This window comes from Burkholderia perseverans, assembly GCF_022870505.1.
GTDB classification, from domain to species: domain Bacteria; phylum Pseudomonadota; class Gammaproteobacteria; order Burkholderiales; family Burkholderiaceae; genus Burkholderia; species Burkholderia plantarii.
Genome location: NZ_CP045094.1, coordinates 2,008,303 through 2,031,090, shown reverse-complemented (window position 1 = coordinate 2,031,090; position 22,788 = coordinate 2,008,303). Strand labels below are relative to the sequence as shown.

Below are 22,788 nucleotides of genomic sequence, written 5' to 3'. Positions count from 1 at the left end.
GACGCTGTGGATACGAAGCTCGTCGCCTATGGCGGCGTGCTCGAACAGCAGTGTCATCCCGTCGATCTCGATGCGATCGACCCGGCGATCACCGATGCGGACGAGTGACGCGCGCCGGCCAACGTCGGGACAGCGGCCGTGACGGCGCTCCGAACCTCGGCCCGAAGCGCCATCGCCAAGGCCCGACCAAACGCAGGCCGAAGTCCATCGCCCGCCTGCGACCTCCTCCGCGTCAAATACCGAGCGACTCGCGCCAGGTCTCGCAGGCCTGCGCGTCGCTCCACGCCGGATAGAGGCTCGACGGATCGTCGAAGCCATCGGCCAGCCGCGTGGCGAGCGCCGGATTGCGCTGCGCCGCGCGGAACAGGCCCAGCACATGCGGCACGGGCGGGAACAGCATCGAGTTGGTCCATTGCACGGCGTAGGCCGCATCGCGCCAGTACGCGGCGAACGCCGACAGCATCCAGCCGTGCGTGAACGGCAGCGCGCCGCGCTCGACGATCGCCTCGACGTAGGCCGCCGCGCATTTCACGGCGCCGTTCGCGCCTTGCCCCGTGATCGGATCGTGCAGCACCACCGCGTCGCCCATCCCCAGCACCGCGCGCCCCGACGGCAGCACCGCCACCGGATGGCGAACCGTCGGCGCGAACGATCCGGTCAGCGTGCCGTTCGCGTCGGTCAGTTCCACGTAGCGGCAGGCGTCGAGTTCCCAGGGCGTGAAGCGCCGCATCAGGTCGAGCGAGCGGCCCAGATGCGCGCCGGCCGACTTCACGTCGCGCCAGCAGTCGAGCGGCCCACCCGCGATGCCTTCGAACACCGCGACGTGGCACGGCCCGGAATGCGTGAGCGCCGGCATCACGAAGATCTCGCCGACGCCCGGCACCACGTTGAAGCTGACCGCATCGGCCGGCCCGACGCGGCCGTCGCAGTGCAGGAAGGTCAGGCCCAGCACGCGCTGCGGCGTGCGGAACACCGAGCGCACCGCGTCGCGCTCGAACAGCTGGCCGGTCTCGCCGCGCCCGGTCGCCACCAGCACCAGGTCGTGCGAGGCCGCCAGTTCCTCCAGCATCGCCACGTCGGCCGTCGCGATCCGCACCGTGCCGCCGCGCCGCGGCACCTCGCGCAGCAGCGCGGCGAACTTGATGCGCGGGTCGATCGCGGCCGCGCCGCGGCTCAGCGCGCCGCGCCAGGCGATCATGCGGCCGTTCGGGCTGCGCGCGTCCACCGCGCCGAACGTGATCGCGTTGATCGGCGGGCAGGCGTCGCGGCCGAACTCGATGCCGGCCGCGCGTTCGAGCTGCAGCGCCTCGCCGAACAGGCACTGGCTCGATTTCACGCGGCCGCGCTCGACGTCGTCGGGCTCGCGCTCGGCCACCAGCGTGACCGCGTAGCCGCGCCCGAGCAGCGCCAGCGCCGCCTGCAGTCCCGCCTGCCCCGCGCCGACCACGGCGATCCTGCGCCCCGCGCCGGCGGTCCCGGGGCTCTCCACTTGCGTCATTGCTGTTACTCCGTCGTAGGCCTGGATTCGGGAGGCCGGTCAGTCCGGCCGCCCGCCCCATGCGAGGGACGCGTCGTGGCTGCGCGCGTGCCGTCGTGGGGCGTTCGTGCTGATGTCCTGGGCTTAACGGATGAAGGGGCGGGATTATTCCGCGAATCGCGTGTCGATGATTGACGATGCGTGGCGGCGCGGGAACGCGGTGGAAAATCGCGCGGACGGACGGCGCGCGCAGCTTGTCGCGCGTATTTTGCGCGCCCGAAACGACCGGCGCCTGCGGATCCTTATCCGCAGCCAACGACAGATCATGGCGGCAACCGGAGCGGACCGGTGCCCGAGTTTGGCCGGCGCGTGCCTAGCGAGCGGCGCCGTCGTCCGGCTGCACGCCCTTGCGCGCCGGCCAGCGATACAGCGCGGCGGCGCCGCGCAGCCCGGGCCCTTGCCGGACCGCCTCGACCTGCCGCTCGCGGAACCAGAACGTCAGCGCCACCACCGGCGTGCCGGGCCGCAGCATGCGGTCGAGCAGCGCCGCCAGTTTCGGCATCGGCGCCATCATCAGGTAGCAGGTCACGGCGTGCGCGTCGCTCAGATCGCAGCGATGGAAATCACCGCGCCGCAGCGACACGTTGGGCAGCCGTCGCGTGCGCCAGCGCGCCACCCAGTACGGCAGCGGCGACGCCTCGATGCCGCGGATCTCCGCGTCGGGAAACGCCCGGGCCAGCGCGATCACGAGCGCGCCCCAGCCACTGCCGAGTTCGTAGACGATCGCGCGCGGCGGCAGCTTCGCCTGCTTCAGCAGCGCCACCACGTCGGCCGTCTCGGCGCTACCCGACGACATCGGCGGCACGCCCGTGAGGATCTGGAACAGCAGCAGCGACAGGCAGAGCGCCACGACCACCACCAGCACGACGAGCGAGAGGATATCGGGCATCAGCGACCTGACTGGCGAAGCGACCGGTTATGCAGCCGGCGCGTGGTGCCGCCGGCCGGGTGCGAGTGAGAGTGAGAGTGCAAATGCGAATACGAGCGCGATCCGGGCGGACCGCAACGAAGCACCGCGCCGGGCGCCCATCACGCGCGGCCGAAACCGTCGACGGCCGTGCGCAGCGCGGCCACCACGTCCGACCAGTCGCCGCGCCGGGCCTGCCGGAACAGCCGCGCGCCGGCGTACCACGGGCTGTCGTCGCGGCCGAGCCGCCAGCGCCAGTCCGGCATGAACGGCAGCGCGATCCAGACCCGCTTGCCGAGCGCGCCGGCCAGATGCGCCACGGCGGTATCGACGCTGATCACGAGATCGAGGCGCGAGACCAGCGCCGCGGTGTCGGCGAAGCTGCCGAGCCGCGCGGACACGTCATGCAGCACGCCGCGTGCTTCGTATTGCGCGAGCGCGGCGCGATCGCCCTCGCGCAGGTCCGGCTGCAGCGAGAAGAATGCCGCGTCGGCCTCGAACAGCGGCGCGAGTTGCGCCAGCGTCATCGAGCGGTTGCGGTCGTTGCGGTGGGTGCGGCTGCCCGACCAGACGAGCCCGACGCGCGGCCGGCCCGGCGCGGGCGCCGGCAGGTCGTCCCAGCCCGCGGCCAGCGCCGCGTCGGCATGCAGGTACGGCCCCGGCACCGCGATGTCGGCCTCGCGCACCTTCAGCGCGAGCGGCAGGCTCAGCATCGGGATGTGGAAATCGAACGCCGGCACCGGCGCGGTCTCGCCGATCACCTCGGTCGCGCCCGGATAGTCGCGCAGCAGCGGCAGCAGCGAATCCTGCACGCGCAGCACGACGCACGCGCCGGCCGCGGCGAGCCGGTCGACGAAGCGCACGAACTGCAGCGTGTCGCCGAAGCCCTGCTCGTGATGGACGAGGATCGTCCGGCCCGCCAGCGGCTCGGCGCCGCTCCATTGGCTCTGCACCGGGAAGCCGTGGCGCGCCGGGCCTTCGCGCCAGCGCCATTCGTACTCGCGCCAGCCGTGCTCGTATTCGCCGAGCAGCAGATTGGTCTGGGCGCGGTTGGTGCGCGCGCCGACATCGTTCGGATTGATCGCCAGCGCCTTCTTGAACTGCTGCAGCGCCTCGTCGAAGCGCGTCAGGTCGCGCAGCGCCACGCCGAGGTTGACGTAGGCGTCGGTGAAGCGCGGGTTCAGCGCGATCGCCTGCCGGTACGCGTCGAGTTCGTCGTCGTAGCGCGCCATCGTGCCGAGCAGCGTGCCGCGGTTGTAGTGCGCCTCGGCCGAGCGCGGCTGGAGCCGGCACAGCCGCTCCAGCAGGTCGAGCGCGCGCGCGTGCTCGCCGAGCGCGATCAGCGACATGGTCGCGCCGTGCAGCGCGTCCGGGCGGTTCGGGAACCGTTCGAGGCTGCGCTCGAACAGCGCCAGCGCATCGGCGTGGCGCTGCACCGACTGGCAGACCTGCGCGGCGAAATCGAGCTGGGCGTCCGACATCGGCAGATGCGCCGCCGCGCGGACCAGATAGTCGGCCGCGCCCGCGTGATCGCCCTGCCGGATCGCGAGATGGCCGAGCCCTTCGAGCGCGTCGCCGTGCGCGGGGTCGCTCGCCAGCACCTCGTGCAGCAGGCCCGTGGCCTCGCTCAGGCGGCCGGCGACGGCATGTTGCTGGGCGGCGGCGAGCGCGTGCTCGATATCTTGGGTCATGACGATCGGGGATGAAGGACGGATGGATGGCCGGGAGCGACCGTCGCGGGGCAACATTGTAGCGGGTGCGTATAGCGGGTGCGCGTGGCGGGTGCGCGTGGCGCGAACCGGCGCGAGGCGGGAAGTTCGGTGAGTCGCGTGGTTCGTGCGGATCGAACACGACGCGTCGTGCGGGAGCAGGCGGCGTGCTGCACGCGCCGCTCGCGGGCGTCGCGTTCGCGCTTGCCGGCGGCGAGCGCCGCCGGCCCGCAGCGAGCCGCGCGAAGCGCCCGGCCGCCGCGCCCACCCGCGGGCGCGGCAAGACCGCCGGGCGCCGGCCCTCAGCGCACCAGCCCGCGCGCCGCCAGATTGCGAAACAGCGCGCGCGTGCCGAACTGCCACGGCGCCACCTCGGTACACAGCGACACGCGGTTGACGAGCGCGCCGAGCGAGGCCGTCGAGATCGTCACGCGGTCGCCGAGATGATGCGTGAACCCGGCGCCGGCCTGATCGCGATCCTTGATCGGCGAGAACATCGTGCCGAGGAACAGCATGAAGCCGTCCGGATACTGGTGATGCGTGCCGCAGGTCTGCGCGACCAGGTCGAGCGGATCGCGGCTGATCTCCGACATGTGGCTGACGCCGTCGAGTTCGAAGCCGTCGCTGCCGTCGATGCGCAGCCCCACCGAGGCGCCGCGCACCGTATCGATCGTGAACGCGCCGTCGAACAGCCGCACGAACGGCCCGATCGCGCACGACGCGTTGTTGTCCTTGCACTTGCCGAGCAGCAGCGCCGAGCGCCCTTCCACGTCGCGCAGGTTCACGTCGTTGCCGAGCGTCGCGCCCACCGCCTCGCCGCGCGCGTTCACGGCCAGCACCACTTCCGGCTCGGGGTTGTTCCAGGTCGAGATCGGCAGCAGGCCGACCTCGCTGCCGAAACCGACCGCCGACATCGGCTGCGATTTCGTGAACACCTCGGCGTCGGGTCCGATCCCGACCTCCAGGTATTGCGACCACACTCCGCGGTCCTGCAGCTCCTTCTTGAGCCGCAGCGCCGCCTCGGAGCCCGGCACGACCTGCGAGAGATCGGTGCCGATCGCGCGCTGGATGGTGGCGCGCACCTCGTCGGCACGGCTCGCGTCGCCGGCCGCCTGTTCCTCGATCACGCGCTCGATCAGGCTCACCGCGAAGGTCACGCCGCAGGCCTTGATCGCCTGCACGTCGCACGGCGCGAGCAGCCGGATCGCGGGCTCGGCGCCGTCGCCGAGCTGCGCCGCGAGGATCTCGCGCGCGCTGCCGAGATGTTCGCCTTCGGCGCGGCGCGCCACTTCCACCGCGTCTGGCAGGTCGAACAGGTCGGCCGTGGTCGGCGCGGCGGCCGTGATGTCGAACACCTCGCCGTCGCGCACGGCCACCACGCACGGCCCCTCGAAACTCGCCGTCTCGCGCCAGACGCGGCCGACCAGCAGCGCGCTGCCGAGGTCGGCGGGAAGAAAATCGTCGATCGTGAACTTGTCTGCCTGGGATGTCATCGGTCCTGTCTCCTCCATCGGATGCGGCCGATGCTAGGGCGAAGCGCCCGGCCTGTCCAACATGCGGACGTATAATCCAGCCAGCTGGACAGCCTCAAGTGCCCTGCTATCTTCCTGCCCACGTCCTGCCCGCTTGCGAGCTGCCCCGATGCCCGACCCGTCCGATAAATCCGATAAGCCCGACAAAGCGAACGACGTGCCCGCGATCGGCCGCGTCCACGACATCCTCGACGCCTTGAAGACCACGCGCCGCCCGACCTCCGCGCGCGACCTGCTCGCGCTGACGGGCATGCCGCGCAGCACGCTCTACCTGACGCTCGACGCGCTCGAACGCCGGCAGTGGCTGGAGAAGATCGGCGACGGCTACGCGATCGGCGTCGCGCTGTTCGAGATCGGCAGCACCTACCTGCTGGCCGACTTCACGCTCGATGCGTTCCGCCGCGAGGCGGCCTGGTTCGTGGCGAAGCACAACGAGGCAGTGCAGATGGCCGTGCTGGACCGTGCCGAGGTGGTCTATCTCGCGCGCGAGGACCCGTCGCGCGCGGTGCGGCTCGTTTCCGACATCGGTTCGCGGCTGCCCGCGCATTGCTCGGCGCTCGGCAAGGCGCTGCTCGCGAGCCTCGCCGACGAGACCGTGCAGATGCTGCTGCCGGCGCGGCTGCACGCGCTGACCGAACGCTCGCTGACGCGCCGCGCCGAGCTGATCGAGGCGCTGGCCGGCGTGCGCGCGAACGGCTACGCGATCGAGCGCGAGGAAGCCTGCACCGGGCTCGCGTGCCTGGCCGTGTTCGTGGGCGTGTCGTCGGTGGGCAAGCGGATCGCCGTCAGCACCAGCGTGCCGGTGGACCGGCTCGACGCGAAACGCGAGACGCGACTGCTGGTCGATCTGACCACGCTCGCGCAACGCGTGGCGCGCGGGCTTTGAGCGCGGTGCGCAGAGGCGCGGAACGAGGCAGGAGCACCAGGCGCGTCAGCGAGCGAACGCATCGCTCCCCGCCACCTGCAAGCCATGACCACGATGACTTCGGAAGCGGTGGCGCGGAAGTGTGTCGAAGGTGGGAAACGAGCTGACCGTTAGTTGCGACTGATATCTCGACATACCGACCGAACGCGCCCCACCCCACTCAATCCCGAATCAACATCTCCGGCAGCCACCAGCGCGCCTCCCAGGCCCGCGCCAGCCGTTCAGCGCGGCCGAGCCGCACGGCGGCATCGTCAAAATCGACCACATGGATCTCGTCGGCCTGCGCGGGCCGCGCCGGCATCTCGTCGGTACGTCCGTCGGTCAGCAGCCAGAGCGAGCGCGGCGCGCCGGGCCGCCGCCGGGCCAGCTGCGCGAGCAGCACGCGCGCCGCGTCGATGCCGAGCGTGAGCGGCGTGCCGCCGCCGCCCGCCACCGGTTCGAGCCAGCGCTCGTTCCACCAGCGCGGCACGGCCGGCCCGAAGCGCCGCTCGGCGCCGCCCGCGCCGAAGCAGATCAGCGCCACCTCGGCGCGCTCGCGCGCCGCCGCGTCGAACAGGCCGACCAGCAGCCCTTTCGCGCGCGCGAGCCGGCCGCCGTCGAGCATCGACGCCGAGCAGTCGAGCACGAAGCAATGGAACGCGCGCGGCGCGCCGGCGCGCGGCCGGAAGCGCAGATGCGCCGGCGCGAGCGCGGCGCCGCGCGCGGCGGCCAGCGTCGCGGCCCAGGCGATGCGCGTGCCGGGACGGCCGCGCCGGTCGGGGAGCTTGCCGTGCTGCCATCGAACCCCGCTGCCGGCGGCGGCGGGGGCATCCGTCCGATGGCTCAGCGTTTTTTTGACGGCAGCGGGATCACACCCTTGACGGGCACCAGGCCGGCCGGCTCGGGCGGCAGGTAGCCCCAGTCGGCCTCGTCGCGCGCCGGGCTCGTCGCGGACGACGAACGGGAGGATGAATTGGACGACGAATTGGACGACGCCGCGCCGGCGTCATCATCGGCGCGATGCTCGTCGCGCGGCGCATCCGGCGGCGGCCGCGACGGCGCGGGCGCCGCCGGCGGCACGGTGCGCCGGTGCCGCAACACATCGTCGGCGACGCGCTCGACATGCGCGTCGCGCACCGCCGCCTCGCCGTCGAGCGCCGCCAGCGCACGCGCGGCGCGCAGCATCACGAGGTCGGCACGCAGCCCGTCCACGGCGGCCTCCATGCAGCAGGCCGCCACGCGCGCGTGGACGGCGTCGTCAATGCGCACCGTAGCGAGCGCCCCGCGCGCACGGCGAATCCGTTCGACCAGCGCGGCCTGCGCCTCGTCATGCGCGGCGCGAAACGCCTGTGGATCGAGATCGAACGCGAGCCGCGCCTTGACGATCCGCTGCCGCTCGTCGGCATCACGCGGGTTCGCGAGTTCGACCATCAGCCCGAAGCGGTCGAGCAGTTGCGGGCGCAGTTCGCCCTCTTCCGGGTTCATCGTGCCGACCAGCGCGAAACGCGCCGCGTGCGAATGCGAGATCGCATCGCGCTCGACGGTGTTGACGCCGCTCGCGGCGGCGTCGAGCAGCACGTCGACGAGGCCGTCGGGCAGCAAATTCACCTCGTCCACGTACAGCACGCCGAGATGCGCGCGCGCCAGCAGCCCCGGCGAAAAACGCACGGCCCCCTCGCCGAGCGCGCCGGCCAGATCGAGCGAGCCGGTGACGTGCTCGTCGGCGGCGCCGAGCGGCAGCGTGACGAAGCGGCCCTCGGGCAGCAGTTCGGCCAGCGCGCGCGCGGCCGTCGATTTCGCGGTGCCGCGCGGCCCGCTCACCAGCACCCCGCCGATCGCCGGATCGACGGCCACCAGCAGCAGCGCGCGCTGCAGCGCGGCCTGCCCGACCAGCGCGGAAAACGGAAAGGGCGGCAGCGCGCCTGGCGCATCGTGTGGGCTGTGTGGGCTCATCGCCGGCTTCCTTCGAGATGCTGCTCGACGGCGAGCAGCTGTTGTTCGAGCTGGTCGCGATAGGCGCCGGGCTCCTGCCAGAGTCCGCGCTGGATCGCCTCCAGCAGCCGCTCGCAGATGCCGTGCAGCGCGTGCGGATTGTGCTGTTCGAGGAACGCGCGCGTGGCGGCATCGTTCACGTAGGCGTCGGTGACGAGCGCGTACTGGTGGTCGGCCACCACGCGCGCGGTCGCGTCATAGCCGTACAGGTAATCGACGGTCGCCGCCATCTCGGCCGCGCCCTTGTAGCCGTGCCGCTTTACGCCGTCGATCCACTTCGGATTGACCACGCGCGAGCGGATCACGCGCGCGATCTCCTCGGTCAGCGTGTTGACGCGCGGCGTGTCGGGCCGGCTGTGGTCGCCGTGATAGAGCGCCGGCTGGCGCCCCGCGCGATGCCGGACCGCGGCCGCCATGCCGCCCTGGAACTGGTAGTAGTCGTTCGAGTCGAGCAGGTCGTGCTCGCGGTTGTCCTGGTTCTGCACCACCGCGTCGAGGGTGGCGAGCCGCGCGCCGAACGCGTCGTGGGCCGCTTCGCCGGCGCTGTTCTGCGCGTAGGCGTAGCCGCCCCAGGCCTGGTAGGCGTCGGCGAGGTCCGCGTCGGTCTGCCAGCCGCGGCCGTCGATCATCTGCTGCAGGCCCGCGCCATAGCTGCCCGGCCGCGCGCCGAACACGCGCCAGCCGGCGCGCCGCCGCGCCTCGTCGGCCGCCACGCCGCGTTCGACCAGCGCCGCCGCGTCGCGCTGCACGCGCGCGCGGATCGGATTCAGATGCGCGGGCTCGTCGAGCTCGGCCACCGCCTGCACGGCCGCGTCGAACAGGTGCATGAGGTTCGCGAACGCATCGCGGAAGAAGCCCGACACGCGCAGCGTCACGTCAATGCGCGGCCGGTCGAAGATCTCGATCGGCAGGATCTCGAAGTCGGTCACGCGGTGGCTGCCGTGCGCCCACTTCGGCCGCACGCCGATCAGCGCGAAGGCCTGCGCGATGTCGTCGCCGCCGGTGCGCATGGTGGCCGTGCCCCAGACCGACAGGCCCACCGCGCGCGGATAATCGCCATGCTCCTGCAGGTGGCGCTCCACCAGCTGGTGCGCGGACTTCATGCCGAGCAACCAGGCCGCCTGGGTCGGCACCGCGCGCGTATCGACCGAATAGAAGTTGCGGCCGGTCGGCAGCACGTCGGGGCGGCCGCGCGACGGCGAGCCGCTCGGCCCCGGCGGCACGAAACGGCCGTCGAGCCCGCGCAGCAGATGGCGCAGTTCGTCGGCGCCGCAGGCGTCGAGGCGCGGCGCGAGATCGCGCGCGACGCGGTCGAGCACGGCCAGCGTGGCGGGCCAGCGTTCGGGGTTCGCGTGAAGATCGGGGGTGCCGGCGAGCGCATCGGCTTCGGCAGCGTCCGCCGCCGCCTCGCCGTACCCATCACCCTCACCAGTCAACCCCGCCACCAGCCGCTGCGCGAGCAGTTCGAGCCGCTCGCGCGTGTCGCCGGCATGGCGCCACGGCGTCGGATCGACGGCCAGCAGTTCGGCAGGCCGCGGCCCGCTCCACGGCGCGGCCCAGTCAGCCGCGAGCGGATCGAAATCGCCGCCGAGCGCGAGATCGCGCGCGAGCGCCGCGATCAGCCCCGCGTTCGCGCCGAGCCCGTCGCCGACTGGAAAGCGTGCCAGCGCGAGCAGCGTATCGCGGCGCTGGCGCCCTGCGGGAGAGCGGCCGAAGGTATGCAGCCCGTCGCGGATCTGCGCCTCCTTCAGCTCGCAGAGCCAGGCGTCGACGCGCGTGAGCAGCGCGTCCTCGTCGCCCTGCCCGGTGGGCGCGGCCATGCTCAGTTCCTCGTGCAGGCGGTGCTCGACGATGGTGTCGAGGATGGTCCGGCGCAGCAGCTTCGCGCGCCGGGCGTCCACCATCAGCGCGTCGTAGTACTCGTCCACCTGCCGCTCCAGGTCCTGCAGCGGCCCGTAGTTCTCGGCGCGCGTGAGCGGCGGCATCAGGTGGTCGACGATCACGGCCTGCGCGCGCCGCTTGGCCTGGCTGCCCTCGCCGGGATCGTTGACGATGAACGGATACAGATGCGGCAGCGGCCCGAGCACGAGGTCGGGCCAGCACGCGTCGGACAGCGCGACGCTCTTGCCCGGCAGCCATTCGAGGTTGCCGTGCTTGCCGACGTGGACGATCGCGTCGATCGCGAACCCATCGCGCAGCCAGAAATAGAACGCGAGGTAGGCGTGCGGCGGCACGATGTCGGCGTCGTGATAGCTCGCGTAGTCGTTCGCGTCGCGCGTGCGCGCCGGCTGGATCCCGACGAACACGTGCCCGGCGCGCCAGCCCGCGATCGGAAAGCGTCCGTGGCGCAGCCCCGGCTCCTGCTCGGGCAGGCCCCAGCGCGCCTCGATCGCCTCGCGCGCGGCAGCCGGCAGCCGCGCGTAGTGCCGCCGGTAGGCCTCCATCGCGAGGCTCTGGAACGCCGGCCGCAGTGCGCTTTGCGCCGCGTCGTTGGTCACGCCGTCGGTGAGCCGCGCGATCAGCGCGTCTCCCGATTCCGGCAGCGGCCCGGCCAGCGTGTAGCCGGCCGCGCCGAGCGCGGCCAGGATGCCGAGCGCCGAGGCCGGCGTGTCGAGCCCGACGCCGTTGCCGATCCGCCCTTCGCTGGTCGGATAGTTGGCCAGCACCAGCGCGAGCCGCTTGTCGGCGTTCGGCGCGGTGCGCAGCCGGCACCAGCGCCGGCTCAGCTCGGCCACGAACGCCACGCGTTCGGCGTCGGGCTGGTAGCGCACCACGTCCACCTCGGTATGCGGGCAGCGATAGGCGAGCCCCTTGAAGCTGACCGCGCGCGTGACGATGCGCCCGTCCACCTCGGGCAGCGCCACGTGCATGGCGATGTCGCGCGCATGCAGCCCCTGCGGGTCGGCCAGCCACGCCTCGCGGTTGCCGCCCGACAGGATCACCTGCAGCACCGGCGCGTCGCCGGCCAGCTCGACGGCGGCGGGCGCGTCGATCGCGCCGGTCGCGAACGCGGTGGTGTTGAGTACCAGCGCCACGCGCTCGGACGCCACCAGCCGGTCGATCACCTCGCGGCTCATGGCGTCCTTCAGCGAGGTAACCGCGATCGGCAGCGGGTTGAGCCCCTCGCGTTCGAGCGCCTCGATCAGCGCGTCGAACACGGCCGTGTTGGCGGCCTGCCAGTGCGCCTTGTAGAACAGGATCGCCACCACCGGCGCGCCGGGCGTCCAGCGCGCGCGCCAGTCGTCGAGCGTGGCCGGCTCGCGCGCCGGGTGGTAGAGCGCGGCGGCCGGCAGCGGCCGCGGCGGCGGCGGTTCCTCGCCCACCCCGAGCGCATGGAACGCGATGCTGCGCAACAGCGCCCGCGCGTTGTGCGCGCCGCCCTCGCGCAGATAGCGCCACCATTGCCGGCACAGCGCCGGCTCGACGGTGCTCCTGGCGATCAGGTTCGGATCTTCCTGCAGGTCGCCCGAGAACATCGCGAGCCGCTGGCCGCGCCGTTCGGCGAGCGCCACCGCCTGCTCGATCCCGTAAGGCCAGTAGGCCTCGCCGCCGAGATGGTCGATTACCACCACGCGCGCGTGCTGCAGCACGTCGTCGATATATAAATCGACCGACGCCGGCTGGCGCAGGAACGTCACGTTGGCGAGCCGCACGCTCGGGAAACCCTCGCCGAGCAGCGGCACGGCGCTCGCGAGCAGCGACAGCGTGGTGTCCGCCGAGCTGAGGATCACGATCTCGGCGGGACGCTGGTCGATCCGGATCACGCCCTGCGTGTCGTCGACGAAGCCGCCCGGCGTGGTGCGCAGCAGATGCATGGTGGCGCCCGGCGCGTCAGGCCGCCTGCGTGGCGCCGAGCGCGGCCGTGAAGGCCTGCTGCAGCGCGGCCGCGTCGAGATCCTCGCCGATCAGCACGAAGCGGCTGACCTCGCCCTCGCCGTCCCGCAGCCTGCGGTCGAAGTAGCTGTCGAAGCGCCCGCCCACGCCCTGGATCACGAGCCGCATCGGCGTGTCCGGCAGCGCCGCGAAGCCCTTCACGCGGTAGATCGTGTGGCCGTCCACCAGCGCGCGCAGCGCGGCGATGGTCGCCTCGCGCGAGCTGACGCGCGCCTCCACCACCACCGAGTCGAACTCGTCGTGATGGTGATCCGCGTCGTCGGCCGAGCCGTGGTGGTCGTGGCGCAGGTGGATGGTTTCCTCCGAGGCCGCGTTCAGGCCGATCAGCGTGGCCAGATCGAGTTCGCCGCGCTGCGCGCGCACGATCTTCACGTGGGCCGGGATGTCCTCGCGGATCGTGGCCTCGACCGAGGCGAACTGCGCGTCGTCGAGCAGGTCGGTCTTGTTGACGATCACGAGATCGGCCGACGAGAGCTGATCGGCGAACAGTTCGTGCAGCGGCGATTCGTGATCGAGGTTCGGGTCGGCGCGGCGCTGCTCGTCCACGGCCTCGGGGTTCTCGGCGAACTGGCCGGCCGCGGCGGCCGGGCCGTCCACCACCGTCAGCACCGCGTCGCAGGTGAAGCTGTTCTTGATCGACGGCCAGTTGAACGCCTGCACGAGCGGCTTGGGCAGCGCGAGGCCCGAGGTCTCGATCAGCACGTGGTCGATGTCGGCGCGGCGCTCGACCAGCGCTTCCATCACCGGATAGAACTCCTCCTGCACCGTGCAGCACAGGCAGCCGTTGGCGAGCTCGTAGAGCTGGCCGGCCGCTTCCGCGCCCTCTTCGCAGCCGATGCCGCAACCCTTCAGGATCTCGCCGTCGATGCCGAGCTCGCCGAATTCGTTGACGATCACCGCGATCCGGCGGCCCGAGGCGTTCTCGAGGATGTGACGCAGCAGCGTGGTCTTGCCGCTGCCGAGGAAGCCCGTGACGACGGTCACGGGAATTTTGCGCATTTGCATGGGAAGGATTCCGTCGGTGAGTCAGTGGATGATGCCATCGGCGCGTGGCATGGGCGATCGCGCGAGCAAGCCGCCACGCCGGCGGCCCGGGACAGCGCGCCGCCTCCCGCGGCGCGTCCCTTTCGGAACCTCGCGCGCCGCGCGCCGGACCGGGTCCGGGCGCGCCGCGAGCGCGGCGGCTCCACCGTTCTGGCCGGTATCCGGGCTGGCGATCGCGCCGCTTCGCCTTCCCGGACGCCGGCGGCATCCAGTGGCCTGGCCGCGCGTGACTCGCACGCGCGGTGAAGCGGGCCTCGCATCGCCTGCGCGATGCGTTCGCTTACCGTTGCGGGGGCAGCACAGGTTGATCGCGGCCGCGGCGCGGCCCGATGCCCTGTTTCCCGTTCAACTGCGTGCGCAGGAATCCGCACGCGAGCACCAAAACGGCTGCGAGTGTAGGCGCCGCGCCGGGACGCGTCAAGGCGGCCGGGCGGGCCTCGCGCGGGCCGTCCGGCGCCGCGCGGCGGCCCGTCCGCGCGCCGTCGCTGTGCTATCGTATGCGCGCGTCTGGTGCCCGCTGCCGCGTTCGTGGCGGCGGTTGAACGGGAAACAGGAAGCGGCGTGCATCAAGTGGCACCTCGCGTGGCCTGTGCTGTCCTCGCAACGGTACGCCGCCGGCGGCGCGCGCAAGCGGGCCGCGCGGATCGACGAACGCCACTGCCGCGCGCGGCGGGAAGGCCTCGATCCGTTCGTTTCGATCGGCGGTCAGCCCGGATACCGGCCGGCGCGATGGCGGGTTCGCCCGCCCGACACGGCGCTCGCGAGGTACGCGCGCCATCGTGGCCGCGCCAGCGCGCCGTTCCGATCAACCCAGGTTCGATCCCGCTTTCGCATGACCCGCTCCGCTTCGCCTCCGGCCCCGGATCACGCGTCGTCATCGGCCGCGATGCCGTCCGGTGTGACGCGCGCGTCCGATGCCGCGCCATGGCCGTCCTTGCCGCCCTCGGCATTCCCCTTGTCTTCGCTGGCGATGCCCGCGTGCGCGCCGGCCACCGGAGCGCCCGATGCCGCCGATGCCGCTGATGCCCTCGCCCCGTCCGCCGCGCCGTGGCGCGTCGCGATCGGCGTCGGCTGCCGCGCCGGCCGCCCGGCCGAGGCGATCGACGCCGCGATCGATGCCGCGCTCGCGCGCCATCCGGGCCTCTCACGCGAGGCCATCGCGCTCGTCGCGACGCTCGACGCGAAGGCGGCCGAGCCCGGCCTCGTCGCCTGCTGCGCGCGCCACGGCTGGCCGCTCGTCGCGATCACGCGCGAGGCGATCGCGGCACTGACAAGCGGACCCGACGCAAGCAGCGACGCGGTGCCCACGTCAGCGGTGCAGGCGCGCTTCGGCGTCGCCGGGGTCTGCGAGCCCTGCGCGCGCGCGGCCGTGCCGAACGGCACGCTGCTGGTGCCGAAGACGATCCTGGACGGCGTGACCGTCGCGATCGCCGGCCCGCTCTGAACCCGCCCCTCCACCCATTTCCGTACCCAGGACCCGAAGGACCGATCCGATGAAAACCGATCCCGAATCGCATCAGCGCATGACCGAACGCCGCCGCGCCGGCCACGAGAAGAAACAGGCCGCGGCCACCGTCGAGAAGGGGCTGCTGATCGTCAACACCGGCAACGGCAAGGGCAAGAGCACGGCCGCGTTCGGCATGGCGGTGCGCGTGCTCGGCCACGGCATGCGGCTCGGCGTGGTGCAGTTCATCAAGGGCGCGCTGCACACGGCCGAGCGCGACCTGCTGAACACCTTCGCGCAATGCGATTTCGTCACGATGGGCGACGGCTACACCTGGAACACGCAGGACCGCGACGCCGACATCGCCACCGCGCGCAAGGGCTGGGACGAGGCGCGCCGCATGATCGAGAGCGGCGACTACCAGATGGTGATCCTCGACGAACTGAACACGGTGCTGAAATACGAATACCTGCCGCTCGACGAGGTGCTGGCCGTGCTGGCCGCGCGCGCGCCGATGCTGCACGTGGTGATCACCGGCCGCCACGCGCCCGACGCGCTGGTGGAGGCCGCCGATCTCGTCACCGAGATGCGGCTCGTCAAGCACCCGTACCGCGAGCAGCACGTGAAGGCGCAGCGCGGCGTGGAGTTCTGATGACGGCGGCCGGCGCGCCCGCCTGCCCCGCGCTGTTCGTCGGCGCGAGCGGCTCGGGCCAGGGCAAGACTTCCGTGACCGCCGGGCTCGCGCGGCTGCATCGGCGGCTCGGCCGGCGCGTGCGCGTGTTCAAGACCGGCCCGGACTTCCTCGATCCGATGATCCTCGCGCGCGCGAGCGGCGCCGAGGTCGAGTCGCTCGATCTCGGCATGGTCGGCGAGGCCGGCTGCCGCGCGCTGCTGGCACGCGCGGCGGCCGAGGCCGACGTGATCCTGATCGAGGGCGTGATGGGGCTCTACGACGGCACGCCGAGCAGCGCCGATCTGGCCTGCCGGTTCGGCGTGCCGGTGGCCGCGGTGATCTCGGCGAAATCGATGGCGCAGACGTTCGGCGCGCTCGCGTTCGGGCTCGCGCGGTTTCGCCCCGAGCTGCCGTTTCACGGCGTGCTCGCCAACCGGGTCGGCTCGGCGCGCCACGCGACGCTGCTGCAAGCCGCGCTGCCCGACGACATCCGCTGGCTCGGCCATCTGTCGACCGACGCCGGCATCGCGCTGCCGGAGCGGCATCTCGGGCTGCATCAGGCCGGCGACATCGCCGATCTCGACGCGCGGCTCGAACGCGCGGCCGACGCGCTCGCGGCCACCGCGCTCGCCGAGCTGCCGCCGGTGGTGCGCTTCGCGCCGCCCGAACCCGCCCCGCCGCTGCCGCGCTGGCTCGACGGCCTGCACGTGGCGGTGGCCCGCGACGCAGCGTTCTCGTTCATCTATCCGGCCAACCTCGCGCTGCTGGCCACGCTCGGCGCGCGCGTGACGAGCTTCTCGCCGCTCGCCGACGAGCCGCTGCCCGACTGCGACGCGCTCTATCTGCCGGGCGGCTATCCCGAACTGCACGCGGCGCGCCTGGCCGCCAACACGCGCAGCGCGGCCGGCATCGCCGCGCACGTGGCGGCCGGCCGGACCGTGCTGGCCGAATGCGGCGGCCTGCTCTACCTGTGCGAGACGCTGACCGACGCCGAGGGCACGACTACCCCGATGCTCGGCCTGCTGCCGGGCGCCGCCACCATGCAGCGGCGCTTCACGGCGCTCGGCATGCAGCGGCTCGACACGCCGCACGGGCCGCTGAACGGCCATACCTTCCATTATTCGAAGCTGGCGATGCCGCTCGCGCCGGCCGCGGTGGCCACGCGCCCCGACGACGGCGCGCGCGGCGAGGCCGTGTACCGGCACGGGCCGATCGTGGCGAGCTACCTGCATGCGTACTGGCCGTCGAACCCGCGCGGCCTCGCGAGCCTGCTGCGCGGCGAATGGCCCGACGCCTCCGCGCGTCTCTGAGCGACGCGGCGAGCACGCGCAACCTCACCGAGGGAAGACCCGGGCGCGGCGCGCGCCGGATCAGGCCGCGCCGATCAGCACGTCGGCCGGGATCCCGAGCCCCCGGTGCAGCCGCCGGATCATCGCGAGGCTCAGCGAGCGCTTGCCGTTCAGCACTTCGTAGATGCGGTTGGTGTTGCCGATATAGGGCTTGAGGTCGGCGACCGACAGGCCGTCCTGCTCCATGCGATAGCGGATCGCGGCGATCGGGTCGCGCGCGTGCCGGCGCAGGCAGGCGTGCTCGTAGCGCTCGACGAGGCACTCGAGGATCTCGAGCTTGTCGCCGCCGGGCGTGCCGGGCCTGGCGCCGGCCGCGGCCAGCGCCGACATCTCGGCGAGCGCGGCCTCGTAATCGGGTTCGCTGCGGATCGGGCGAATCGTCAGGTCCATCGGGTCATCTCCACGGTAGCCGCACCGGCCGGACACGCGGCGGGATTCCCGCGGATGCCGGCCGGGAAGCGGGGCGAGCCATGGTAGTCCCCGTGCGGGACCGCTCTCAATGCGACATGGCTGCGCGGGTATCGATCGGGGCCGGCAGCGACGGGAATGGTGGCCGTGGCGCGCTGGCAAGGCGAGGCCACCGACACCGCCCGCGCCGGAACACCGGTGACGACGAAGCGATGCCGAGGAGCCCGCGCCTAACGCCGTCTCGGTGCCGCCGCGAAGGCAGGCGGCGCGGCGCCGCGATCGAGCGCGTCGAGGCTCTCCGCGCAGTGCCGCGTCACGTCGCGCACCATGAAATGCACGAGCGTCTGCGAGACGTCGAGCGCGTTCGCGGTGGCTTCGAGCGTTTCCTCGCGCAGCCGCACCATCTCGAACGCGGCACGGCTGCGCGCGGGAATCGCGGCCAGCGCATGCTGCACGCGCCGCAGCGCGTCGCGCGTCAGCACGGCCGCCTCGGGCGTCGGCGCGGGCGAGGCCACCTCCAGCGCGGGTTCTTCATCCTGATCGGCAAACCAGGTGGTTTCGAGCGACTGGCGGCGGCACACGTCGATCGACGCGTTGCGCACCATGCGCGTGACGTAGGCGAGCGGCTGGCGGATCGCGTCCTGGTTCGGAAAATCGACGAGCCGCACGCAGACGTCGTGGACCACGTCCTCGGCACGGCTCGCGCAACCGAGCACGCCGCGCGCGACCTGCACCAGCATCGCGCGATGGCGGACCAGCACCTCGACGAGCGCGCCCGCGGCCGGCTGCGCGCCATCCCGTTGCCACGACGCGGCAGGCACCGCGCCGCGTTCGCGCGCCGGCATGCGGAGCGACGCTTCGGCACCATCGACATCCATGGCGCCCGCCGGACGCACGCGGCGCGCCCGCGGCGGCGGCGAAGTCCCGGCGAACGCCGGGGTGGCAGGCAGATCCGATCTCACGGCAGGGCTCCTTGGCGACGGCGCGCATCCGGCGGCGCGCGCGGCATCGCCGGCGCCGCCGCATCCGCCGTCGGGAATGCGGAATTCGTCAATTTAATGCAAACGCAAATCGTTCTCAATCTTGTTTGAGAACATTCCCATGCCTTCGCTGAAAACAGCGCCGCATGACAGCCCCGCCGCTTCGGCTCGCATCATGCCCGAGCTTGCCGATCCGCCCGCGATCAAGCAGGGAACTTCCATCAAACCCCATATAAAAAATCCGAATGTGACGGAACGCGGACGACATCGTGCTGTCACTTTTCCTGGCATCGATTTCCACGCAGGGTCCCGCCCTTCATCGATGGATCCTCGTCCGGCGCGTTTCACCGCGCGCCGACGCGCCGAACCGAACGCAGCCGGCCGCCCTCGCGGCGCCCGGTGCCGACGCTCAAGCGCCGCCGGGCCGTGTCGTGTCACGCGGCCCGCCTCCCGTCGCCCAAACCGTTTTTGAGGAAGTGCAGTCCGTTGAACCCCATTTCCGACGTTCCCGTCTGCGCCGGCGCCCGACACGCCCGCCGGCCCGCCGCGCGCCCGCTCGCGCGCCTCGTTCATGCCACCGGCGCCATCGGCGCGCTGGCCGCGCTCGCCGCCCTCAGTCTCACCGCCGCGCCGCCGGCCGCCTCGACGCCGGCCTCGCCGACACTGACCGGCGCCGCGAAGACGCCGCTGCGCGTGTTCGCGGCCACGCCGTTCCCGAGCGCGCAGCGCTTCGTCACCGATCAGCTCGAAGCCGCGATCGGCGCGCACGACGCGGCGCCGGGCCAGCCCGCCGCGCTCACCACCCTCACCCCGCGCCGGCTTGCGCGGCCGGGCCTGCTCGGCGACGCCGGCGACCTGTTCTCGCTCGCCGCGCCGTCGCCCGACGCCGCCGCGGCGCCGCAGGCGAGCGGCGTGCGCACCGGCACGATCGAGCGTTCGTTCGCGGACACGCTGCAGCGGCTCGACGTGCCGCCCGAGGTGCGGATCCAGCTCGGCGACCTGGTCGCCGCACACGCGCGCTCGCACGCCGCCGCGCAGGCCGGCGACCGCTACCGGCTCGCCTACGAGGTGACGCGCGACGGCCCGCGCCTGACCGCGCTCGACCTGCGCAGCGCCGGGCGCCGCTTCGGCGCGATGTGGTTCCGCCCGCCGGGCGCGGTACACGGCGCGTTCTACAGGTTCGACGGCACGCCGCTGGAAGCGGCGGCGCTGACCATGCCGGTGGTCGCCACGCGCATCAGCTCGCCGTTCGGCGAGCGCATCCACCCGATCTCGCACCTGCACCTGATGCATACCGGCGTCGATTTCGCGGCGCCGCGCGGCACGCGCGTGAACGCGGCGGCCGACGGCGTGGTGTCGTTCGTCGGCGTCGATCCGCATGGCTACGGGCGCTACGTGGTGGTCGAGCATCCCGATCACGATTCGACGCTGTACGCGCATCTGTCGGCGTTCGCGCCCGGGCTCGAGGAAGGCATGCGCGTGGCGCAGGGCCAGCGGCTCGGCGCGGTCGGCATGACGGGCGCCGCCACCGGCCCGCATCTGCATTTCGAGGTGCGCGTGGCCGACACGCCGATCGATCCGGTCGTCGCGCTCGCCGACGCCAGCAACACGCTCTCGCCGATGCAGCTCGACGCGTTCCGCCGCGAGGCCACCGACCTGCGCACCCAGCTCGCCGCCGCGGCCGGCCCGGCCACCGGCATCGCGATGCTCGACGCGGCGCCGGCCGGCGCCGGCCTGAGCACGCTCGACCCGACGCTGCGCGCGCTGCTGCCGGCGCCTGGCCTGGGCACCGCGTCGTAACGGCGGTGACGGGGGAGCCGCCGGTGTCGGCGTGACGATGTTGTCGGCAGTATCCGCAGCCTCGGCGCCGTCAGCGGTGTCGGCAGCGCCAATGGCGCGGCGGCGTCGGCAGTAACGGCCCGATCCAGCCACGCAACGCGGCACGCGCCATGACGTCGCGCCGCTGTCTCGCTATCATCGTGGGCGAGGCGCGCCGGCAGCGGCACGCCTCGCGGGCCGCGCGCGGCGCGGCACAGCATTCCTCGACGGGAGCGCTTCGATGGCGCCAACTCAGTATTTCCGCAGCCTCGCCGGACGCGAGCGCAGCGCCGACGGCAATCGCCGGCTCGGCCTGTCGCTCGCGTTCGTGGCGGGCGCGGCCAATGCCGGCGGCTTTCTCGCCGTCCACCAGTACACCTCGCACATGAGCGGCATCGTGTCGTCGATCGCCGACGACACCGCGCTCGGTGATCTTTCGCTCGCGCTGGCCGGCGTGGCGTCGCTGCTCGCGTTCGTCTGCGGCGCGGCCAGCACCGCGCTGCTCGTCAACTGGGGGCGCCGGCGCGGCCTGCACAGCCAGTACGCGTCGCCGCTCGCGCTCGAGGCGCTGCTGCTGGTGGGCTTCGGCATGCTCGGCAGCCAGCTCGCCGAGCATCGCCCGTTCTACGCGCCGCTCACGGTGATTCTGCTCTGCTTCATCATGGGGCTGCAGAACGCGATGATCACCAAGATCTCGAACGCCGAGATCCGCACCACGCACGTCACGGGGATGGTCACCGACATCGGCATCGAACTCGGCAAGCTCTGCTATCCGAACCGCGCGCTGGCCGGGCCGGCACCGGACGGCGCCGCGGACCCGCCCCTCGCGGCGCTGCCGCCGGTGCGCGCGAACCTGCCGAAGCTGCGCGTGCTCGGCGCGATGCTGGCGATGTTCATCGGCGGCGGCCTGGCCGGCGCGCTCGGCTTCCAGCACGCCGGCTACGCCGCGACGCTGCCGCTCGCGGCGCTGCTCGTCGTGCTCGCGATCGTGCCGTTCGCCGACGACGTGCGCGCGCGGCTCGACCGCTCCTGATCGCACCGCGCCGCCGCCCGCGCAATACGGACACGAACACGAACACGAACACGGACACGAACACGGACGAAAAAAAGCCCGCCGTCAGGCGGGCATCCAATCCCAGTCAAGGAGGTGTCACACGAACTACGGGTTCAGATTAAGGTGCCCGCCGCGTGACCACAACCAAGCATTTCCGATATCGTTATCGCGCGCGCGCCGCTGCCGCCCCCGCGCTCACGGCTCGTGCCGCAGGTAACCTTCCCTGGCCGGTTCGCGCATCCGCCACGACACCAGGAACGAGATCGCGCACAGCGCCGTCACGTACCAGTAGAACGTCGCCTCCGTGCCGGCCTGCTTGAACCACAGCGCGACGTACTCGGCCGTGCCGCCGAACAGCGCGTTGGCCACCGCATACGAAAGACCCACGCCCATCGCGCGGACTTCGGGCGGGAACATCTCGGCCTTGATCAGGCCGCTGATCGAGGTGTAGAAGCTGACGATGGCGAGCGCGACCGTGATCAGCACGAACGCCATGACCGGGTTCGTGGTGCCCGCGATCGCATGCATCAGCGGCACCGTGCCGATCACCGCGAGGCCGCCGAACAGCAGCATCGAGGTGCGCCGGCCGATGCGGTCCGACAGCGCGCCGAACACCGGCTGCAGCAGCATGTAGACGAGCAGCGCCACCGTCATCACGTTGCTGGCCGTCTTGGCATGCATGCCCGCCGTGTTGACGAGGTACTTCTGCATGTAGGTCGTGAACGTGTAGAAGATCAGCGAGCCGCCGGCCGTGAAGCCGACCACCGTGAAGAACGCGCCCTTGTGCTGCATCACGCCGCGAATCGTGCCGGCGTCGCGCGCGTGGCGCGATTCGCTGGTGGAGGTCTCGTCGAGCGACTTGCGCAGGTAGACCGACACCAGCGCGGCCGCCGCGCCGACCACGAACGGAATCCGCCAGCCCCAGGCGCGCAGTTCCTCGGTGGTGAGGAACTGCTGCAGGATCACCAGCACCAGCAGCGCGCAGAGCTGGCCGCCGATCAGCGTCACGTACTGGAACGACGCGAAGAAGCCGCGCCGGCCCTTCAGCGCGACCTCGCTCATGTAGGTCGCGCTGGTGCCGTACTCGCCACCCACCGAGAGCCCCTGGAACAGCCGCGCGACCAGCAGCATCACCGGCGCGAGCGCGCCGATCTGGTCGTAGGTCGGCATCGCCGCGATCACCAGCGAGCCGCCGCACATCATCAGCACCGAGATCATCATCGCGGTGCGCCGGCCGTGCCGGTCGGCGATGCGGCCGAACAGCCAGCCGCCGATCGGCCGCATCAGGAAGCCGGCCGCGAACACGCCCGCCGTGTTCAGCAGCTGCGTGGTGGGATTGCCGCTCGGGAAGAACGCGTGCGCGAAATAGAGCGAGCAGAACGAATAGACGTAGAAGTCGAACCACTCGACGAGATTGCCCGACGAGGCGCCGACGATCGCGAAGACGCGCCGGCGGGTGTCATTGGCGGCCACGAAGGCCGGATCGGTGAGATCGGTCATGCAGTTGGGTTCCTCGATTGGTCGTGTGGTGCGTGCGTGTGGC

The 22,788-nt window shown here is 72.3% G+C and carries 17 protein-coding genes and 2 riboswitches; of the genes, 6 read left to right on the top strand and 11 right to left on the bottom strand.

The features are described 5' to 3' along the window. Positions 1 to 232: 232 nt before the first annotated feature. The 4 genes from BpN12_RS23685 to BpN12_RS23670 form a co-directional block, all read right to left on the bottom strand. Positions 233 to 1,498, bottom strand: coding sequence for a styrene monooxygenase/indole monooxygenase family protein (locus tag BpN12_RS23685; RefSeq protein WP_246797844.1), 1,266 nt, complete (start codon positions 1,496 to 1,498; stop codon positions 233 to 235). A 352-nt stretch (positions 1,499 to 1,850) separates the two neighbouring features. Continuing rightward, positions 1,851 to 2,426, bottom strand: coding sequence for a class I SAM-dependent methyltransferase (locus tag BpN12_RS23680; RefSeq protein ID WP_246797843.1), 576 nt, complete (start codon positions 2,424 to 2,426; stop codon positions 1,851 to 1,853). A 140-nt stretch (positions 2,427 to 2,566) separates the two neighbouring features. Beyond that, on the bottom strand, positions 2,567 to 4,135 hold the full coding sequence (locus BpN12_RS23675; protein ID WP_246797842.1) for a tetratricopeptide repeat protein: 1,569 nt from the start codon (positions 4,133 to 4,135) through the stop codon (positions 2,567 to 2,569). A 320-nt stretch (positions 4,136 to 4,455) separates the two neighbouring features. Continuing rightward, the gene (locus BpN12_RS23670) at positions 4,456 to 5,646 is read right to left on the bottom strand and encodes a fumarylacetoacetate hydrolase family protein (protein ID WP_246797841.1); all 1,191 of its coding nucleotides are present in this window, start codon (positions 5,644 to 5,646) and stop codon (positions 4,456 to 4,458) included. Between the two features lie 148 nt (positions 5,647 to 5,794). Between BpN12_RS23670 and BpN12_RS23665 the strand changes: the two genes are divergently transcribed. Further along, positions 5,795 to 6,571 carry an IclR family transcriptional regulator gene (locus tag BpN12_RS23665; protein WP_246797840.1) on the top strand — a complete coding sequence of 259 codons (777 nt, stop codon included), beginning with the start codon at positions 5,795 to 5,797 and terminating at the stop codon, positions 6,569 to 6,571. Positions 6,572 to 6,770: 199 nt separating this feature from the next. Here the strand turns inward: BpN12_RS23665 and BpN12_RS23660 are convergent, their stop codons facing one another. The 4 genes from BpN12_RS23660 to cobW form a co-directional block, all read right to left on the bottom strand. Further along, positions 6,771 to 7,340 carry a vWA domain-containing protein gene (locus tag BpN12_RS23660; RefSeq protein WP_246797977.1) on the bottom strand — a complete coding sequence of 190 codons (570 nt, stop codon included), beginning with the start codon at positions 7,338 to 7,340 and terminating at the stop codon, positions 6,771 to 6,773. Between the two features lie 92 nt (positions 7,341 to 7,432). Next, the gene (locus BpN12_RS23655) at positions 7,433 to 8,542 is read right to left on the bottom strand and encodes a magnesium chelatase ATPase subunit I (RefSeq protein WP_246797839.1); all 1,110 of its coding nucleotides are present in this window, start codon (positions 8,540 to 8,542) and stop codon (positions 7,433 to 7,435) included. Next, positions 8,539 to 12,396: a cobaltochelatase subunit CobN gene (cobN, locus tag BpN12_RS23650; RefSeq protein WP_246797838.1), complete on the bottom strand. Its 3,858-nt coding sequence runs from the start codon at positions 12,394 to 12,396 to the stop codon at positions 8,539 to 8,541. Before cobN ends, BpN12_RS23655 begins: the two co-directional genes overlap by 4 nt. A 16-nt stretch (positions 12,397 to 12,412) precedes the next feature. Then, positions 12,413 to 13,480 (bottom strand): cobalamin biosynthesis protein CobW, encoded by a 1,068-nt coding sequence (gene cobW / locus BpN12_RS23645; protein ID WP_246797837.1) that lies wholly within the window; start codon positions 13,478 to 13,480, stop codon positions 12,413 to 12,415. Between the two features lie 174 nt (positions 13,481 to 13,654). Continuing rightward, positions 13,655 to 13,917: riboswitch (cobalamin riboswitch) on the bottom strand. Positions 13,918 to 14,010: 93 nt separating this feature from the next. Next, positions 14,011 to 14,258, top strand: a riboswitch (cobalamin riboswitch). Between the two features lie 216 nt (positions 14,259 to 14,474). On the opposite strand from cobW, the gene BpN12_RS23640 reads away from it, so the two are divergent. From BpN12_RS23640 to BpN12_RS23630, 3 genes are read left to right on the top strand one after another with little or no spacing between them, the layout of a single operon-like run. Further along, positions 14,475 to 14,963, top strand: coding sequence for a cobalamin biosynthesis protein (locus BpN12_RS23640; RefSeq protein ID WP_246797836.1), 489 nt, complete (start codon positions 14,475 to 14,477; stop codon positions 14,961 to 14,963). A gap of 49 nt (positions 14,964 to 15,012) precedes the next feature. Then, a complete protein-coding gene (cobO, locus tag BpN12_RS23635) occupies positions 15,013 to 15,615 on the top strand; it encodes a cob(I)yrinic acid a,c-diamide adenosyltransferase (RefSeq protein ID WP_246797835.1) in 603 nt (200 codons plus the stop codon). Continuing rightward, complete coding sequence (locus BpN12_RS23630) at positions 15,615 to 16,946, top strand: cobyrinic acid a,c-diamide synthase CobB (RefSeq protein WP_246797834.1); 1,332 nt, start codon at positions 15,615 to 15,617, stop codon at positions 16,944 to 16,946. Before cobO ends, BpN12_RS23630 begins: the two co-directional genes overlap by 1 nt. A 60-nt stretch (positions 16,947 to 17,006) precedes the next feature. Here BpN12_RS23630 and BpN12_RS23625 read toward each other — a convergent pair whose 3' ends face one another. Together BpN12_RS23625 and BpN12_RS23620 are read right to left on the bottom strand one after the other, a co-directional pair. Next, complete coding sequence (locus BpN12_RS23625) at positions 17,007 to 17,375, bottom strand: helix-turn-helix domain-containing protein (RefSeq protein WP_246797833.1); 369 nt, start codon at positions 17,373 to 17,375, stop codon at positions 17,007 to 17,009. Between the two features lie 248 nt (positions 17,376 to 17,623). Next, the gene (locus BpN12_RS23620) at positions 17,624 to 18,238 is read right to left on the bottom strand and encodes an RNA polymerase factor sigma-70 (RefSeq protein ID WP_246797976.1); all 615 of its coding nucleotides are present in this window, start codon (positions 18,236 to 18,238) and stop codon (positions 17,624 to 17,626) included. A gap of 621 nt (positions 18,239 to 18,859) precedes the next feature. Between BpN12_RS23620 and BpN12_RS23615 the strand changes: the two genes are divergently transcribed. Both BpN12_RS23615 and BpN12_RS23610 read left to right on the top strand, forming a co-directional pair. Continuing rightward, positions 18,860 to 20,173 carry a M23 family metallopeptidase gene (locus tag BpN12_RS23615; RefSeq protein WP_342346223.1) on the top strand — a complete coding sequence of 438 codons (1,314 nt, stop codon included), beginning with the start codon at positions 18,860 to 18,862 and terminating at the stop codon, positions 20,171 to 20,173. A 259-nt stretch (positions 20,174 to 20,432) separates the two neighbouring features. Beyond that, on the top strand, positions 20,433 to 21,224 hold the full coding sequence (locus BpN12_RS23610) for a YoaK family protein (protein ID WP_246797831.1): 792 nt from the start codon (positions 20,433 to 20,435) through the stop codon (positions 21,222 to 21,224). Positions 21,225 to 21,440: 216 nt separating this feature from the next. Here the strand turns inward: BpN12_RS23610 and BpN12_RS23605 are convergent, their stop codons facing one another. Continuing rightward, on the bottom strand, positions 21,441 to 22,745 hold the full coding sequence (locus BpN12_RS23605; RefSeq protein WP_042624860.1) for an MFS family transporter: 1,305 nt from the start codon (positions 22,743 to 22,745) through the stop codon (positions 21,441 to 21,443). Between the last annotated feature and the right edge of the window lie 43 nt (positions 22,746 to 22,788).

Excerpts from the sequence above, each read along its gene's own strand:
- BpN12_RS23685 (WP_246797844.1), bottom strand. The coding sequence starts at position 1,498 with ATGACGCAAGTGGAGAGCCCCGGGACCGCCGGCGCGGGGCGCAGGATC.
- BpN12_RS23680 (WP_246797843.1), bottom strand. The coding sequence starts at position 2,426 with ATGCCCGATATCCTCTCGCTCGTCGTGCTGGTGGTGGTCGTGGCGCTC.
- BpN12_RS23675 (WP_246797842.1), bottom strand. The coding sequence starts at position 4,135 with ATGACCCAAGATATCGAGCACGCGCTCGCCGCCGCCCAGCAACATGCC.
- BpN12_RS23670 (WP_246797841.1), bottom strand. The coding sequence starts at position 5,646 with ATGACATCCCAGGCAGACAAGTTCACGATCGACGATTTTCTTCCCGCC.
- BpN12_RS23665 (WP_246797840.1), top strand. The coding sequence starts at position 5,795 with ATGCCCGACCCGTCCGATAAATCCGATAAGCCCGACAAAGCGAACGAC.
- BpN12_RS23655 (WP_246797839.1), bottom strand. The coding sequence starts at position 8,542 with ATGAGCCCACACAGCCCACACGATGCGCCAGGCGCGCTGCCGCCCTTT.
- cobN (WP_246797838.1), bottom strand. The coding sequence starts at position 12,396 with ATGCATCTGCTGCGCACCACGCCGGGCGGCTTCGTCGACGACACGCAG.
- cobW (WP_246797837.1), bottom strand. The coding sequence starts at position 13,480 with ATGCAAATGCGCAAAATTCCCGTGACCGTCGTCACGGGCTTCCTCGGC.
- cobO (WP_246797835.1), top strand. The coding sequence starts at position 15,013 with ATGAAAACCGATCCCGAATCGCATCAGCGCATGACCGAACGCCGCCGC.
- BpN12_RS23630 (WP_246797834.1), top strand. The coding sequence starts at position 15,615 with ATGACGGCGGCCGGCGCGCCCGCCTGCCCCGCGCTGTTCGTCGGCGCG.
- BpN12_RS23625 (WP_246797833.1), bottom strand. The coding sequence starts at position 17,375 with ATGGACCTGACGATTCGCCCGATCCGCAGCGAACCCGATTACGAGGCC.
- BpN12_RS23620 (WP_246797976.1), bottom strand. The coding sequence starts at position 18,238 with ATGCCGGCGCGCGAACGCGGCGCGGTGCCTGCCGCGTCGTGGCAACGG.
- BpN12_RS23610 (WP_246797831.1), top strand. The coding sequence starts at position 20,433 with ATGGCGCCAACTCAGTATTTCCGCAGCCTCGCCGGACGCGAGCGCAGC.
- BpN12_RS23605 (WP_042624860.1), bottom strand. The coding sequence starts at position 22,745 with ATGACCGATCTCACCGATCCGGCCTTCGTGGCCGCCAATGACACCCGC.